This window comes from Streptomyces sp. ISL-100, assembly GCF_018614615.1.
Classification (GTDB): domain Bacteria; phylum Actinomycetota; class Actinomycetes; order Streptomycetales; family Streptomycetaceae; genus Streptomyces.
The window spans coordinates 44,945-59,984 of sequence record NZ_JAGGOK010000038.1 but is presented as its reverse complement, the minus strand read 5'-3'; the positions used below and the strand labels follow the sequence as shown (position 1 = coordinate 59,984).

Below are 15,040 nucleotides of genomic sequence, written 5' to 3'. Positions count from 1 at the left end.
GTACGACCCGGCACTGACACTCACGCAGTGATCGCGCCGGGTCACCGGCGCCGCGAGGTTCCCGGGGCCGGGCGCGGGACGCCCGGACCGGCCGGCCGCTGCCAGTCGGTGCGGCCCATGACCAGCAAGGGGTCGAACATCACGACCACGCCCGCCAGGAACAGGAAGATCACCGGGCCGATCAGCATCGGGGCGAGAAGCAGGGTGGACGTCTCGCCGCCGGTGGCGGTCGCGGGCCCGTGGAGGTGGACGCTGAGCGCCGCCATGCCGGTGTAGTGCATGCCGCTCACCGCGACGCCCATGACGAGGCTGGCGCCCAGGCTCGGCAGGAAGCCACGTATCGACACGGCCGCCCAGAGCGCGGCGGTCGCGGCGACCACCGCGATCACCACGGAGAGCGCGACGGTGAGGGTGTCGTACTGGAGCTGGCCGCGCAGTCGCATTCCGGCCATACCGAGGTAGTGCATGGAGGCAACCCCCAGGCCGGTTATCGTGCCGCCCGTGACCAGGGCCATCGGGGTGACTCCCCGGTATCCGACGATGAAGACGCCGATGCCGACCATGACGACGGCGACGCCGAGACTGGCGTACGTCAGGGTCGCGTCGTAACTGATGGGGGTCTCCTTCACCGTGAAACCCATCATCGCGATGAAGTGCATGGTCCAGATTCCCGAGGCGATGGCGGTCGCACCGAGCGCGAGCCAGCCGGTCTTCCAGCCGTGCTCGTTCCTGAGTGACCTCGCGGTGCAGCGCAGCCCGAGCGCGCCGCCGAGGCACGCCATGAGGTACGCCGCTACCGGGGTGACGAGACCGTAGCTGAATCCGTCGACAGTGCCCTGCATTCCCTTTGAGCCCTTCAGCTTCGGTCGCCGGGTGACGAGGGCCCACTCGTGGTACGGAGGCCCGTTTCGGGCGACAGTAGGCCGAGCTGGGTGATCCGCACACGTTTTCTCGGCAATTCATCGGCAGAGGCAGTGACACGTGACGCGCCCCGGGCGGTTTCGTCCACTTCGTGGCCATCCTTCGCCTGTCCATCGTTGACTATTCGCTGTCACTCTCGGACCGTCCGTGATCACTCCATGCGAGGAGTCCTTGTGTACGCACGCACCGTCTCGGCCACGGCCGCAGCGCTCCTGGGCGCCACCGCACTGCTGCTGCCCGCCTCGGCCACCCAGGCAGCCAGTCCCAGCGGCACCGACGAGCCCGCCATCATCGCCCACAGGGGCGCGTCCGCATACGCACCCGAGAACACACTGGCGGCGATCGACCTGGCCGACCGGATGGGCTTCGCCTGGGTGGAGAACGACGTACAGCGCACCAAGGACGGCGAACTGGTGGTCGTCCACGACGACAGCCTCGCCAGAACGACAAACGTGGAGCAGGTCTTCCCCGGCCGGTCGCCGTGGAGGATCAAGGACTTCACCGCGGCGGAGATCGCCACACTCGACGCCGGCAGCTGGTTCGGCCCCCAGTTCACGGGCGCGCGTGTGCCGACCCTCAAGCAGTACGTGAACCGGGTCGATCGCAACCACCAGAAGCTGCTCCTGGAGATCAAGAAGCCCGAGCTCTACCCGGGCATCGAGAAGGACACTCTGCGCGTGCTGCGCGAGGAGGGCTGGCTGAACCGCCACCACGTCAAGCACAAGCTCGTCATCCAGAGCTTCGGCGCGGACAGTGTGAAGGCCGTGCACGAGCAGCGGCCCGACGTCACGACCGGCTTCCTCGGGACGCCCCCGGTTGCCGACCTGCCGAAGTACGCCCGGTTCACGGACCAGATCAATCCGACGCACACGTCGCTGACGGCCGACTACGTCGCGGCCGTCCACCGGCAGAAGGGCGCGCACGGCAAGCAGCTCCAGGTCAACACCTGGACGGTGAACACGGCGGCGGCAGCGACACGGGTGAACGACTTCGGCGTGGACGGGATCATCACCAACAACCCCGACATCGTCCGGGACGCCGTCAGCGAGTAGCGGCCGGCCGTTGTCAGCGCCCGGTTGTCAGTGCCCGGTCGTACCGTGGTGCGCATGGACAGCGACGGGCAGTTCGTGGAGTGGGCGGTCATCGGCAGCGGCGACAGCGGCATCGGGCCGCTGCTGGTGGCCGCCACCGATGCCGGCCTGGTGTGCGTGGTCTTCCACGCCGGTCCTGCGGTACGGGAGAAGGCGCTCGCCCAGCTGCGGACGCGGCTGGGCGCCGAGCTGACCGAGGCGCCCGGCTCCGCGCGGCTGGCCGAGCCCATACGGCAGCTCAGGGCGTACTTCGCGGGCGAGCTGCGTGACTTCACCCTGTCGCTGGACTGGTCGCTCACCTCCGGGTTCAACCGGCAGGTGCTGCGCGAGCTGGCGACCGGCGTTCCGTACGGCGCGGTCGTCGGGTACGGCGATCTGGCGGGGCGGGTCGGGCAACCCGGCGCGGCGCAGGCGGTCGGCGCGGCGATGGGCTCGAATCCGCTGCCCGTGGTGGTGCCCTGCCACCGGGTGGTGGAGAGCGACGGCGGGCTCGGCGGGTTCGGCGGCGGCCTGGAGACCAAGCGGGCACTGCTGGCGCTCGAAGGAGTGCTGCCCCAGCCGTTGTTCTGAACTCGGTTCCGCACACCGGGTAAGGGCTGGCACACTGCGGCGGTGACTACAACACAGGCCGGCAAGGCAACCGCGACAGCGGCGATACCCGGGCCCGACGCGCTGCGCGCCCTCCAGCGGCGTACCTCCGTCGTACTCGTCGTGAGCCAGATCCTGGGCGGGCTCGGCGTGCCCATCGGTATCGCCCTCGCGCCCGTCCTCGCGGTCGAGGTCAGCGGCACCGAGGCCCTGTCGGGACTGGCACCGACCGCGTCCGTCGCGGGCACGGCCCTGCTGTCGATCCCGCTGGCCTCCCTGATGACTTCGCGCGGCCGGCGCCCGGGACTCGTCCTCGCCTACCTGATCGGCGCCCTGGGCGCGGCGCTCGTAGTGCTCGCCGCCGTCATCGACAACTTCCCGCTGCTGTTGCTCGGCATGGCCGGATTCGGCGCCGCGTCCTCCGCCAACCTCCAGGCGCGTTTCGCCGCGGCCGACCTGGCCGAGCCGGACCGGCGCGCCCGGGCGATCTCGACGGTTGTCTGGGCCACGACCATCGGCGCGGTGTTCGGCCCCAACATCGCGGCACCGGCGGGCCGCGCCTTCACCGGCACGTCCATACCCGAGACGGCGGGCCCGTTCCTGTGGGCCGCCGGGATCTTTCTCGTCACGGGTCTGATCGTCGCCGTACTGCTGCGCCCCGATCCGCTCCTGACCGCCCGGGCCATGGCGCCGGCGGAATCGCAGTCCGCGCAGAGCCGCTCGCTGCGCGCCGGAGTCGCGGCGGTGGCCGCGTCGTCGCGGGCCAGGCTCGCTCTCGTAACAGTGGCCGTCAGTCACACCGTCATGGTGTCGATCATGGTGATGACCCCCGTCGACCTGGGCCACCACGGCGCCGATCTGGAACTCGTGGGTCTTGTCATCAGCGGTCACATCGCGGGCATGTACGCGTTCTCACCGGTCATGGGCTGGCTGTCCGACCGGGTCGGCCGTCTCGCGGTCATCGGCCTGGCGGCCGGTCTGCTCTGCCTCGCCGCCCTGCTGGCCGGCACGGCGGGTCCCAGCCACGCCCAGACGGCCGCCGGCCTCTTCGTGCTCGGCCTCGGCTGGTCCGCGGGCCTGGTCTCGGGCTCCGCCCTGCTCACCGACTCGGTGCCGCAGCCCGCCCGCGCCGCGGTCCAGGGACTGTCGGACCTGACCATGAACTCGGCGGCGGGGATCGGCGGCGCGGCGGCCGGCCTGATCGTCTCGCAGGCGGGCTACGGCTGGCTCAATGCCATCGGCGCCTGCCTGCTGCTGCCGATGGCCGCGCTCGCCCTGCTGGCCACCCGCAGCCGCCCTGGCGACTCGCCGGAACCGGCCGAAGCGGAAGACCCTGCGGAACCAGCTGAACCGGCCGCTAAAGGCTGATGTGGTACGCCTTCCGCAGCGTCTCGTGCACGGTCCAGGTCGTACGGTCCCCCTCGCGCAGCACACACGCGTCACCGGGACCGATCTCCAGGGTGTCGCCGCCCTCCACCGCGACCGTGGCGCGCCCACTGACCACCACGAACAGTTCGTTGGCCTCGGTGTCGGTGACCACGCCGGGCGTGATCTGCCAGATCCCGCGCAGCTGCTTGCCGTCGGGAGACTTCCACAGCAGCTTGCCCGTCACCACCGGCTCTCCGGACACGATCTGGTCCGGGTCGAGCGGCTCCGGCTCAAGATCGGCGTCCGGGATGTGCACGGCGAAAGAGGCAGGAACTTGATCAATTGTCGTCATGGCGCGTCACCTTAGCGGGGACCTCCGGTGAGCCTCACCGAGGGGCGTTGTCAGTGGTGACCTTTACCTTGGACCTTGGATCACGTGGAGATCACTCGTCGTAGTGGCGGGCCTCGATGATGTTCCCGTCGGGATCGCGGAAGTAGAAGGACCGAGGAGCGGCGCCGCGGGCCCCGAAGCTGTTGTGCGAATACGGCGAGACGGCCACGCCGCTTACTTCCAGCCGGCCGTGCAGGGCCTCGAAGGCCTGCTTGCCCATGGCGAGGCAGACATGGTTGACCGGGTGACCGGCCGTGCCCTCGGCGCCGGGGATGGCGTTCATGGACCCGGCCATCGTGAGGGGGGCGAGGTCGAGCAGCGATCCGGCGGCGACACGCACGGAGGGGAAGGCCGCTTTGCCCTCCGCGAACTCGGCGGCACGTACGCCGCTCAGACCGACGGTCTTCTCGTAGAACTCCACCGAGGCCAGCGGGTCGCTCACCCACAGGACGACGTGATCGAGATGTGTTTCTGTCATCCGCCCAGGCTGCGGTGCGATCGTCGCCGGGCGCAAGGGCGCGCCGCGCGACGTTTGAGGACCCGGCCGACGCGCCAGGAATGGGGCATGCCTGACACCGCACTGCTGATGTCCGGGGAGGTGCGGGAGGCGCTGGAGCGGCGCCGTCCCGTCGTAGCCCTCGAGTCGACGATCATCGCGCACGGTCTGCCGCGCCCGCGCAATCTGCGGGTCGCGGAGGAGCTGGAGGAGGTGGTACGTACCGTCGGAGCCGTTCCCGCCACCATCGCCGTCCTCGACGGCAGGGCGCATGTCGGCCTGGACAAGGCACAGTTGGAGCGGGTCGCGAACGACGACTCGGTGCGCAAGCTGGGTCATCGCGATCTCGCGCCGGCCCTGGCGGCGGGCGCGAGCGGGGCAACAACCGTGTCGGCGACGGCGTTACTGGCCGCCCGGGCCGGCCTGCGCGTCTTCGCCACCGGTGGGCTCGGCGGCGTACACCGCGAGTGGACCGAGACGCAGGACGAGTCGGCGGACTTGGGGCTGCTGGCGCGGACGCGGATCACGGTGGTGTGCGCGGGGGTCAAGTCGATCCTCGACGTTCCGGCGACGTTGCAGCGGCTGGAGACGCTCGGGGTCGGGGTCCTCGGGTACGGCACGGCGCACTTTCCCGGGTTCTACCTGAGCAGTTCGGGCGAGCCGGTCGACTGGACGGTGCGCACGCCCTCTGAGGTGGCGGCGGTGATGCGCGCCCAGGACGTGCTCGGCGGCCCGGAAGCGGCGCTGCTTGTCGCCAATCCCGTACCCGAGGCCGAGCAGCTCGACCCGGCGCTGCACGACCGGGTGCTGGCCGAGGCCCTGGAGGAGTGCAGGACGCGCGGGATCTCGGGCCAGGGCGTCACGCCGTTCCTGCTGGACTACCTGGCGCGGGGCACGCAAGGCGCTTCACTGGAGGCCAACTTGGCGGCGGTGCGCGGCAACGTACGACTGGCCGCGCGGATCGCGACCGCGTGGGCGCAGGCATGAGCGAGGACCCGCGAAGGGGTGAGGCAGGGGGCGCTGGTGAGGATGAGACCGACGGCTCGGGCGGCATGGGCGGTGCGTTGCTGGTGGTCGGCGATGTGGTCACCGACGTCGTGGCCCGCCATCGCACACCGCTGGCACCGGCGACAGACACCGCGGCGCAGATCAGGACGCTGCCGGGCGGGGCGGGGGCCAACGTGGCCTGCTGGGCGGCGTACTCGGGGCTGGCAGACGTTCGGCTTCTGGCGCGGGTCGGTACGGACGCGGGTGCGTGGCACGAGGAGCGGCTGCGGAGTGCGGGTGTGCGTCCGCAGGTGGTGCTCGACGGGGAGGCGGCAACCGCCACCGTGATCTCCCTCGTCGACGCGGCCGCCGAGCGTACGTTCCTCACCGACAGCGGCGCCGCCCTGCGCCTCTGTCCCGCCGACTGGTCCGCGTCCCTCCTGAACGGCGTCGCCCATCTCCATCTCTCCGGCTACCTCTTCTTCGCCGATACGAGCCGCGAGACGGCCCGCTTGGCGCTGCGAGCGGCCCAGGAGCGGGGGGTGACGGTGAGCGTGGATCCGGCGTCGGCGGGCTTCATCGCCGAGCTGGGCGTGGACCGTTTCCTGGAGGCCGTGGCGGGGGCGGATGTGCTGCTGCCCAACGCGGACGAGGCCCGGCTGCTCACCGGGTTGCCGGAAACTGCGGACGCCGCGGCCAAGTTGAGCCGCCACTTTCCGCTGGTCGCCGCCACCCTGGGCGCCGGGGGAGCGCTGGTCGCCGCGGCCGGCAGCGTGCAGGACCGCGTTCCTGCCGCCCCGGCGAAGGCGGTGGACTCGACGGGCGCGGGCGACGCCTTCGCGGGAGCGTTCCTCGCGGCACGCCTTGCCGGTGCGGATGCCGCGCGGGCTGCGGTGGAGGGGTGCGGCGCCGGGGCGCGGGCCGTCGCGCTGGTGGGCGGGCGACCACCTCTGGGGTGACGGTCGCTGGGGTTACGGTGGTGAAGGCGCGCCCTTGCCCTGCCCGCCCCTTACCGAAACGCCCTGCCGTCACTGCCCCCGGAGCCCCGTCCACGCCGGATGGCGCGGATCATCGGCCCGTACGAGCACATCCGCGGCCTCCCCCGGCCGCGCCTCCCGCTCGTACCGGGCAAAGGCAGGCAGCGTCCACTTCGCCCCGGCGTCCGTTCCGCGCTCCAACGCCCCTGCGGACAGCCGCACATGCACCGTCAGGTCGAACGGAAACCAGTGCCGCAGGAGCATCGGCCCGTGCACCAGCAGCACACCACCCGCAGGAAGCCGTACGTACGGACTGCGCGTCGCCCGGTCGGTGGCCGGGTTCCACAGGTCGGGCAGAACGCGCCCGGAGCCGCCGGGCTCCAGTGGCCCGAAGACCTCGCGCCACAGGGCGCGGATGTCGAACCAGCCGTCGTAGTACGAGTCGGGGTCCTCCTTGCCGAACTCGTACCGCAGCGACGCCGGCCGCAGAAACCCCTCCGTACCGACGGCCACGACCGTACGGCCGCGCAGTCGCAACGCATCGGCGAGGCGCCCGGCGACCTCGCGGGTACGGGCGGCGGGCGCACCGTCGACGGCGGCCTTGAGCCACGGCCCGCCATCGGCCGGAGTCAGGCCGCCGAGATGGTCGGCGAGGGCGTCGGTGAGCCGTTCCCAGGTGATCGCTTCGAACTGCACCCCCACATCATGCGGGGAACATCATGCAGGGGCCACGTCATGCAGGGAGCGCGGGACGAGCACGTCGGGTCCGTCCGACTCGTCGAAGCGGAACGGCACCGGAAGAGCGTTCGGCGAGCGTCTAGACATCGTGCGGCGGCGGAGGCTCGATCCGGTCGGCGAGCGCGACACCGCGCTCGGCGATCAGGTCCTGACAGGCACGCAGCCCGGGCCTTGGCGTGACGCCTGAGGAACGGATGGCGAAGACGGCCTGGACCGACCGCCCCTGGACGACGAGTTCGTCCACTTTGTCGCGTACGGCGGCGGGCAGCGCGTCCCAGAGATCCGAAGTCATGGGACCGACCCTAGCCGCACCCGCTCAACGGTCCGCCTGAACGCCTCGAAGCAGCAGAGCAACCAGCAGTACGCCGCCACCGGCGCCGGTACGGGCATCGGCCTCGCCACGGCCCGGATGTTCGCCTCCGCAGGTGCCCACGTCGTCGCGATGGGCCGCAGGCCGGCGCCGCTCGCCGAGACCGCGGAGGCACACCCGCGGATCCGCCCGCTGGTGGCGGACATCACGGCCGACGGCGCCGCCGAGGAGATCGTGCGTAGGCCGTCGAGGAGTGCGGGCGGCTCGACGTACTCGTCAACAACGCCGGCATCGTGAGCGCCGGACCGCTCGGCGCGCTCTCGCGCGAGAGCGCGCAGGCACAGCTCGCGACGAACCTCGTCGCCCCCGCGCTGCTGGCTCAGCTGCGCTGCCCGCGCTGGAGGCTTCGACGGGCGGCGGCGCGATCGTAAACGTCAGTACATCGGTCGGCCAGCGTGCCTGGCCCGGCAACTCCCTGTACGCCGCGTCGAAGGCCGCACTTGAACTCCTCATCCGCAGCTGGGGGTGGAGCTGGCACCGCGCGGCATCCGCGTCGTAGCGGTGGCGCCGGGAGCGGTCGACACCCCGATCGGCGAACACCAGGGCCTGGCCCCTGCGCGGCAGGCCGCCGTACGGGAATGGCAGGTGGCGCACACGCCGCTCGGGCGGATCGGCCGCCCGGAGGAGGTGGCGTGGGCGATCACGCAACTGGCGTCGCCGGGCGCGTCGTTCGTGACGGGGGTCGTGCTGCCGGTGGATGGTGGCGCGGTGGTGGCGTGATACGACTGGTCGCCGAAGTGTGCTCAATGAGGTCGGCGAGGCCAGCGGGAGGGCCTGATCTCCTCCCGCCGGGCCGCGAACGGCTACCGCGAGTACGACGAGGAGCTGACGGTCGTACGTGTCCGCAACATCCGCCACCTCCTCGAAGCCGGCCTCGCGCTGGAGGACGTCCGCGCCTTCCGGCCGTGCCTGGACGGCGATGTGGCCGCCGCGCCGCCGTCGGACGGCGGCCTGCGGACCGCGCTGGCGGCGGCGCTGCACAGGGCGACCGGCGGCGGCCCGCCACCCCACGACGCAACCGCCGCCAACTTGGCCTCGTACTCCCTTTCCTATTCCTATTCCTATTCCTACTCCCCCGCCGCGCACGCGGGCGCGTCGGCGTCGATGGAGAGCGGGCTGCCGGCGGGCAGCATGTAGGTCACGTACAGGACGACCGGCTCACTCCCGAGGTTGCGCCCTATGTGCCGGTGCTTCGCTCCGGAGGGCTCGATGAAGGACTGGCCCGCGGTCGTCGTCTCGACGGAGCAGTCGTCGAGCGTCCGGGACAGGGTTCCCTTCTGTACGACGGCTATGAGCTGGCCGGGGTGGTGGTGCCAGCCGGTCGATCCGCCCGGGGCGATGGTGATAGTGCGTACGACCACATCAGTGACGCCCTTGGCCTTCACCTTCATGGTCCCGGCGGAGGTTCCGGTCGCGAGCACCGTGCCGGTCACTCCGCTGCCGGGCGTCGCGAGCGCGGCGGACGGCACCATGCCGAGCGCCGCCACGCACCCGCCGAGGACCATTCCCTTGCGCCCCCACCCTTGGTTGCCGTTCCGCACGAAACCCAACAAGCCCATGAACCCTGTGAACCCCGTGAATCCTGTGAACCCCGTGAACCCCATCGGAACCCTCCAACTCCCGGGCGCTGACCGGGGATTCGATCGGAGTCCCCGCCGCCTCAATCGCCGAAATCGCCTCACCGTATCCGAGATCAACTCCGCGCCCCAGGGGTTGCGCACGACGGTTGCCCGGGAGATCGAGAACGGGTTTCAAACCCCCTCCCGTACGCTGATGATCTGGATGCGGCGATCGGCCGTATCGGCCGCTTCCGGAGTGGATACCGCCAGTGACCAGCCCTTCTCCAGCCAGCTGCTCCACGTGCCACGTCCCCATCCACACCCAGTTCGCGTCCCCGGACCTGATCGAACAGATCGTGTACGGCGGCCGGGATCCGGCAACAGATCCGGCGTGGGAGTCCTCGGGCGCGGCGACGGTGGAGGAGTACGCCCAGTGGTGCGGCCACCTGTGCGGCATGACATGCCTGCGCATGGCTCTCGGCCCCGGCGCCCCCTCCCTTTTCGCGCTCCGCGACGGGGCGCTGAAGTACGGGGCGTACACGCAGGACGCACAAAACCCGCAGGGAACGATCCGCGGCCTGATCTACGCCCCGCTGGCGACGTACGCCGAAGAGGCACACGCTCTCCCCACCACGGTCCACCGCCACCTCACCACGTTCGAAATCCTCGAACTCCTGGACGGGGGTCGGACCGTCATGGCATCGGTCCACTACGAGATCCGCAACCCGGACCGCGAGGCTCCGGGCAAAGGCGGCCACTTGGCCCTGATCACGGCCCGTACGCCCGACGGCAAGGGCATCCACTTCCACAACCCGTCCGGCACGACGGCGGCCACGCGGGCAGCGAACCTCCCCCTCACGACCTTCGAACGCTTCTTCGCGGGCCGCGGAATGTCGTTCGGAACGCAGAGGGAAAGGGAAAGGCAAATGGAAGCGGGCCCGGGGGCGTAGCCGGCCCCCGAGCCCTGTTCAATGCCGCCCATGTGGCACGCCGTCCAGTAATGGGACCAGGTCAGTCGTTATGTCGCCGCGTCATGCCTTTAGACCACCGCAGATCGAGCTCCGCGGGCCGGAATTGAACCGGCATCTCGACGTGCATGGGCCTGGGCCCGGTTGGAAACGGCGATCGGCGGCGAATGCTGAGTCTGGAGCAAGAGTCTGAGATTGATCGCGGTCCGTATCCGGTACCGCGGCAGTCACGACAAACTTCAGTTTCAGCTTACGCTCTTCGCGCACCCCGACCGCACGATGGCGCCCGGGGAGTCATTTGGGAGGCTACCCGAACAGGTAGCCGAAGACGGCGTCTCCCACCCGCTGGTCCGTGACCTCTGCGCCGTTCGCTTCTTCCCGCGCGAACTTCACAGCCTGCTGGAGCTTTTCCACCCGCTCAAGCAGCTCGTTCACGCGGCGGGCCGTCAGCGCCCCGGAGAACTTCACGGTTGTCCAGTACCCAACCGGAATGTCCTCGTAGTACACCTCGACCTGGGCCGGGTGCTTGTCGGTCGCCTCCGCCTTCACATGGTTGCGCGGCACCTTCTTCGTACGGAGTGTCCGTACCGCTTCCGTCTTCCAGTCGTCGGTCGACGGGTCCAGTGTCCACGCCTCAGAGGCGTCGAGCACCGGCAGCTTCCGCACAAAGGCATTGATGTCCGCCAACTGCTTCTCCAGGAAGAGGAGGTAGGACACAGGCGCCTCACTCACCAGCACTCGGCCGTCGACGGTCACGTCGGCGCGGGCGGTGCAGTTGGCCCAGTCCTTGGTGGCGGTCACGTCGAAAAGCCGGGTCAGCGTCTTCGCGGTGTCGCGCAGTACGTCCTCGGCCTTGACCTGAACGCGCGTGGACTCGGGCGGAAGCTGCTCACCCTCCTCGTCCTTGGCCTGGTACGTACGCGAGATGCCCGCGAGCAGAGCAGGCTTCTGCAGGGCATGCTGAGCCACGGTCAGGTCCTGCTGCGCCTTGGACTTGACGCCCTTCTCGACTGCGATGATCTGATTGAGTTTCGCCACGTCCATGACGCTAGCAACATCAACTTCCGTACTCGAATGATTATTCAAGCCCTCGGGGGAGTACGCACCATGGGGACAGCCCTCATCGCCGTAATAGGCACCCTGCTCGGCTCGGTCGCCACCCACTTTTTCCAGCGCCAGACGGCAGAACGGGCCGCCGCCCTCACCCGCGCCGAACAACTCCGGCAGGAGCGGATCTCGACGTACAGCGCCTTCGCCGGCGCCCTGGTGGATTACCGCCGCGCCCAGAACGACCGGTGGCACCGCAGGGCTGAGGCGCCGGACAGTGCCGACGCCAGGAACTCGCGCCTGGACTCGTACGCACAGCGCTCGGCCGCCCGGCAGGCGCTGATCCGGGTCCAGCTGGTCTGCGCGGGCAGGCAGGTCGTACAACTTGCCCTGTCCGCCTTCGATTTCGTGCACTGCATGCACGAGGCAACGGACGCGTCCGAGCGCGCCCGCCGCTCCGTGGAGGCGGACAATGCGTTGGCCAGGTTCATCGAGGCAGCGGCGCCGAGCGTGCGCTGACACCTGGCCTCCATGCTTGGGTACGCTCCCTGCATGGACCTGGTGGTGATCGAACCAGAACTACACAAGCGGAGGCACTGCGCGGAGTGCCGACAGGGCCCTCTCCGCTTCCACATCCTCGAGTTCAGCGCCGTAATCTGCCTCGACTGCGCGGACCTGGCCCACCTGGTCTACCTCCCACGAGGCAACACGGCCCTGACACGCCGCGCCCGCGAGGCAAGCTCGCTCTGGGCGGTAGTCATCCGCCACAACAAACGCCGCAAGCGCTACGAGCGCCAGGGCCTCCTGGTCGAGGAAACCGCCCTCGCCCGCGCCGAATCCGCCTGCCTGGCGGACGCGGACTCCCGCGCCCGCCGCCGCGCCCGCGACGCAACCCGCCGCGCGGCCGAGGACGTACGCTTCACCGCTACCCTGACCACCAAAATCCTCCACCTCTTCCCCTCCTGCCCACCCCACCGAGCCCAGGCCATCGCCACTCACACCTCACAACGCGGCAGCGGCCGGGTGGGCCGCAGCGCGGCGGCCCGCGCCCTGGACGAGGCAGCAATAACGGCAGCGGTCCGAGCCGCGATACGCCACGAGGACACGCCGTACGACGGCCTGCTGATGAGCGGCGTACCGCGGTGGAAGGCGCGGGCGAGGGTGGCACCTGCGATAGAGGCGGTCCTCGCCACCTGGCGAGCGGCGCCATAGCCCCGGAGGCACGCCGCGCCGTCAACGCCCCTCGCCGCCGCTCCAGCTTCCCGCTCCTCCAGCCCATGGCTTCGACGGCGCTCCCCGGCAGACGGAGGAGGCTGTTACCACAGACGTGTTGGCCCTGCCCTCTGCTCACGTTGGTCTATCCAGTTCGTGCATGCATGTGCCGTAGGAGCAGGTTCGGCCGATACGCTCGGTTCTCGCTTCCGGGGGTATCCCCGGAAGCGTTCCGGGAGGGCTGTGCAGGCTCCGCCGCCAGCCCTTGCACCGCCTGGGGGGCTTCACGTGCACGAGATGATCAAGGGCGCCAATGTCGGTCTGACGGCTCTCAGCGAGAACACCGGATCCGTCACCGTCAGCCTGGGATGGAGCAGCCCCGACGGCGACGGGGACGCCGACGTTTCCGTACTGCTGCTGGGTGCGGACGGGAAGGTGCGCAGTAACGCCGACTTCTTCTTCTACAACAACCCGGCCGCGGCCAACGGCAGCGTGCAGCTCCTCGGTCAGACGCCGACCAGCAACGGCAATGAGGACCGCATCCAGCTGGACCTCACCGCCTTACCCTCCGACGTCGAGCGTGCCGTGGTCGCAGCCAGCCGTCATCAGCGTGCCGCATTCGGGCAGTTGGAGAACCTCCGGATCACGCTGACCGACGCGGGCGGCGAGCGGCTCCTCGGCTTCTCGATCTCCGGGGCGAGTGTGGAGAGCGCCTTCGTGTTCGGCGAGATGTACCGGCGCAACGACGAGTGGAAGTTCCGGGCGGTCGGGCAAGGTTACGAGACGGGGCTGGCCGGGCTGGCCACCGATTACGGCATCGAGATCGACGATGACGATGGCGATGAACAGGACGCAGAGGCCGCTGGGGCCGCGCAAGAGGAGGCGGAGGATGTCTCCGGCTCGGTACCGGCCTCGGCGGTCGTTCCGGCGCCGAGGCCGGCCGTGCCCGTCGTGGACGTTCCGGTGATCGAGGTTCCGGTGGTCGTCCCGGCTCAGCTGGCTCCTGCTCCCGCTCCTCCCGCGCGCCGGCTGCGTACCGCCAGGAAGAAGGTCACGCTCCCCAAGGTCCCCAGGAAATCGCTGGCGGAGAACGACTCCTGGCGAGCCGCCCGGCTGTTCCCCGCTTCGTCCCTCAAGAACGACAGGGAACGCGAGGTCCGGGCAACCTCGATCCTGCTGTCCGTGATGGCCCACGTACCGGAGTTCGGCCGCAGGCTGACTGCCGGCTTCGGCGCGCCGTCCGGCCACATCGAGACGTTCACGGAAGTCACGCTGCCGAACGGGGACAGCCCGAGACGTCCGGACGGCGTCATCCGTATCGAGCGCGCGGGCAAGCTCTGGACAGCACTGGTGGAGACCAAGACCAACGGCAATCCGCTCAAGGCGCAGCAGGTCCAAGACTACATGGACATCGCTGCCCGACGCGGGTACGAAGCCGTGATCACGCTCTCCAACGATGTGGCGCTCGAAGGCAGCCCCCTCGTCGATGTCAAAATCGACGGCCGCCGGAAACACAAAGTCGCCCTGTGGCATCTCTCCTGGGCCGAAGTCACCCACCAGGCCCAGATGTTGATCCGCCACGAAGGGGTACGGAACGAGATCCGCGCGTGGATGCTTCAGGAGCTCCTCCAGTACCTCCAGCACGAGAATTCCGGTTGCCACGGTTTCCAGAACATGGGACCTGCCTGGGTACCGGTACGCAACGGCATTGACCAGGAGACCCTCTGCCCGGGCGACCAGCGCGCCGTGCTCGTGGTCGAGAGCTGGGAACGACTCATCCGGCAGGTGTGCCTGAGGCTCGGCGGTGAACTGGGCGAGAAAGTCATGCCGGTCCAGCGCGCCAAGCGGGGAACCGACCCGCAGTCCCGGCGCACCGCCCTCGCGGAACGTTTCTGTGAGGACGGGCGGCTGCACGCCGAAATCCGCATCGACGGGGCGGCCGGAGTTCTGGCTGTCACCGCCGACCTCCGGTTGGGCAAGCTGCGTACTTCCATCGACGTCGTGGGTCAAGCGTCTGCTGAAACAGCTCGTGGAAGCACCGGCCGACCTGCACGTTCAGACGCTTCTGGACGGTCAGGGAGCGGGCCCGCGCGGCACGCTGGAGAAGCTCCGGCCCGAACCTGGAGATCTCGTCCCGAGGAATGCCGGACAGATTTCCGGTTTCCGGTTGTCTCTCTCCAAGAGCGTGGGCAGCACGCGCGGCAACGCCGAGTCCGGATTCATCCGCAGCGTCGACGACGCGGTGGACCGCTTCTACTCAAGTGTGATCGTGCACTTGGAGCCGCGGACCGATCGCCGGTCGCCGCAGGTCGCACTGGCCTGAGCCG

The 15,040-nt window shown here is 69.8% G+C and carries 15 protein-coding genes and 3 pseudogenes; 11 read left to right on the top strand and 7 right to left on the bottom strand.

Annotated features, from left to right (window positions below; all coding sequences use genetic code 11):
* Positions 1-41: 41 nt before the first annotated feature.
* Positions 42-842, bottom strand: a complete 801-nt coding sequence (locus J7E89_RS17710; RefSeq protein ID WP_214974575.1) for an MHYT domain-containing protein — start codon at positions 840-842, stop codon at positions 42-44.
* A 252-nt stretch (positions 843-1,094) separates the two neighbouring features.
* Here J7E89_RS17710 and J7E89_RS17705 point away from each other — a divergent pair, with 252 nt between their 5' ends.
* The 3 genes from J7E89_RS17705 to J7E89_RS17695 are packed head-to-tail and all read left to right on the top strand — an operon-like array spanning position 1,095 to position 3,968.
* Positions 1,095-1,973: a glycerophosphodiester phosphodiesterase family protein gene (locus tag J7E89_RS17705; protein WP_308315509.1), complete on the top strand. Its 879-nt coding sequence runs from the start codon at positions 1,095-1,097 to the stop codon at positions 1,971-1,973.
* 54 nt (positions 1,974-2,027) lie between these two features.
* A complete protein-coding gene (locus J7E89_RS17700) occupies positions 2,028-2,582 on the top strand; it encodes a methylated-DNA--[protein]-cysteine S-methyltransferase (RefSeq protein ID WP_214974570.1) in 555 nt (184 codons plus the stop codon).
* A gap of 42 nt (positions 2,583-2,624) precedes the next feature.
* On the top strand, positions 2,625-3,968 hold the full coding sequence (locus tag J7E89_RS17695; RefSeq protein WP_214974568.1) for an MFS transporter: 1,344 nt from the start codon (positions 2,625-2,627) through the stop codon (positions 3,966-3,968).
* Here J7E89_RS17695 and J7E89_RS17690 read toward each other — a convergent pair.
* Both J7E89_RS17690 and J7E89_RS17685 read right to left on the bottom strand, forming a co-directional pair.
* On the bottom strand, positions 3,958-4,320 hold the full coding sequence (locus tag J7E89_RS17690; protein WP_214974566.1) for a cupin domain-containing protein: 363 nt from the start codon (positions 4,318-4,320) through the stop codon (positions 3,958-3,960). The two genes, J7E89_RS17695 and J7E89_RS17690, sit on opposite strands and share 11 nt — an antisense overlap.
* A gap of 91 nt (positions 4,321-4,411) precedes the next feature.
* Positions 4,412-4,837: a VOC family protein gene (locus tag J7E89_RS17685; protein ID WP_214974564.1), complete on the bottom strand. Its 426-nt coding sequence runs from the start codon at positions 4,835-4,837 to the stop codon at positions 4,412-4,414.
* Between the two features lie 87 nt (positions 4,838-4,924).
* Here J7E89_RS17685 and J7E89_RS17680 point away from each other — a divergent pair, with 87 nt between their 5' ends.
* Both J7E89_RS17680 and J7E89_RS17675 read left to right on the top strand, forming a co-directional pair.
* Positions 4,925-5,842, top strand: coding sequence for a pseudouridine-5'-phosphate glycosidase (locus tag J7E89_RS17680; protein ID WP_214974562.1), 918 nt, complete (start codon positions 4,925-4,927; stop codon positions 5,840-5,842).
* A gap of 65 nt (positions 5,843-5,907) precedes the next feature.
* Positions 5,908-6,801 carry a carbohydrate kinase family protein gene (locus tag J7E89_RS17675; protein WP_214974677.1) on the top strand — a complete coding sequence of 298 codons (894 nt, stop codon included), beginning with the start codon at positions 5,908-5,910 and terminating at the stop codon, positions 6,799-6,801.
* 69 nt (positions 6,802-6,870) lie between these two features.
* Here J7E89_RS17675 and J7E89_RS17670 read toward each other — a convergent pair whose 3' ends face one another.
* On the bottom strand, positions 6,871-7,515 hold the full coding sequence (locus J7E89_RS17670) for a uridine kinase (protein ID WP_214974560.1): 645 nt from the start codon (positions 7,513-7,515) through the stop codon (positions 6,871-6,873).
* Positions 7,516-7,636: 121 nt separating this feature from the next.
* Positions 7,637-7,849, bottom strand: coding sequence for a hypothetical protein (locus J7E89_RS17665; protein ID WP_214974558.1), 213 nt, complete (start codon positions 7,847-7,849; stop codon positions 7,637-7,639).
* Between the two features lie 117 nt (positions 7,850-7,966).
* Between J7E89_RS17665 and J7E89_RS17660 the strand changes: the two are divergent.
* Positions 7,967-8,647: pseudogene (locus J7E89_RS17660) on the top strand (SDR family NAD(P)-dependent oxidoreductase).
* A 33-nt stretch (positions 8,648-8,680) separates the two neighbouring features.
* A pseudogene (locus J7E89_RS42400) lies at positions 8,681-9,064 on the top strand (MerR family transcriptional regulator); the annotation flags it as partial.
* Here the strand turns inward: J7E89_RS42400 and J7E89_RS17650 are convergent.
* Entirely contained in the window at positions 8,995-9,486 is a 492-nt protein-coding gene (locus J7E89_RS17650; RefSeq protein WP_251060686.1) for a cupin domain-containing protein, read from the bottom strand. The pseudogene J7E89_RS42400 and the gene J7E89_RS17650 sit on opposite strands and share 70 nt — an antisense overlap.
* A 269-nt stretch (positions 9,487-9,755) precedes the next feature.
* Here J7E89_RS17650 and J7E89_RS17645 point away from each other — a divergent pair, with 269 nt between their 5' ends.
* A complete protein-coding gene (locus J7E89_RS17645; protein ID WP_308315508.1) occupies positions 9,756-10,436 on the top strand; it encodes a peptidase in 681 nt (226 codons plus the stop codon).
* A 324-nt stretch (positions 10,437-10,760) separates the two neighbouring features.
* Here J7E89_RS17645 and J7E89_RS17640 read toward each other — a convergent pair whose 3' ends face one another.
* Complete coding sequence (locus J7E89_RS17640) at positions 10,761-11,492, bottom strand: hypothetical protein (RefSeq protein WP_214974557.1); 732 nt, start codon at positions 11,490-11,492, stop codon at positions 10,761-10,763.
* A gap of 69 nt (positions 11,493-11,561) precedes the next feature.
* Between J7E89_RS17640 and J7E89_RS17635 the strand changes: the two genes are divergently transcribed.
* The 3 genes and pseudogenes from J7E89_RS17635 to J7E89_RS17625 all read left to right on the top strand — a co-directional run bounded on the left by J7E89_RS17635 (position 11,562) and on the right by J7E89_RS17625 (position 15,036).
* Complete coding sequence (locus tag J7E89_RS17635; RefSeq protein ID WP_214974555.1) at positions 11,562-12,020, top strand: hypothetical protein; 459 nt, start codon at positions 11,562-11,564, stop codon at positions 12,018-12,020.
* 33 nt (positions 12,021-12,053) lie between these two features.
* On the top strand, positions 12,054-12,713 hold the full coding sequence (locus J7E89_RS17630) for a DUF2293 domain-containing protein (protein ID WP_214974553.1): 660 nt from the start codon (positions 12,054-12,056) through the stop codon (positions 12,711-12,713).
* 297 nt (positions 12,714-13,010) lie between these two features.
* Positions 13,011-15,036: pseudogene (locus J7E89_RS17625) on the top strand (TerD family protein).
* The last annotated feature ends 4 nt before the right edge of the window (positions 15,037-15,040 follow it).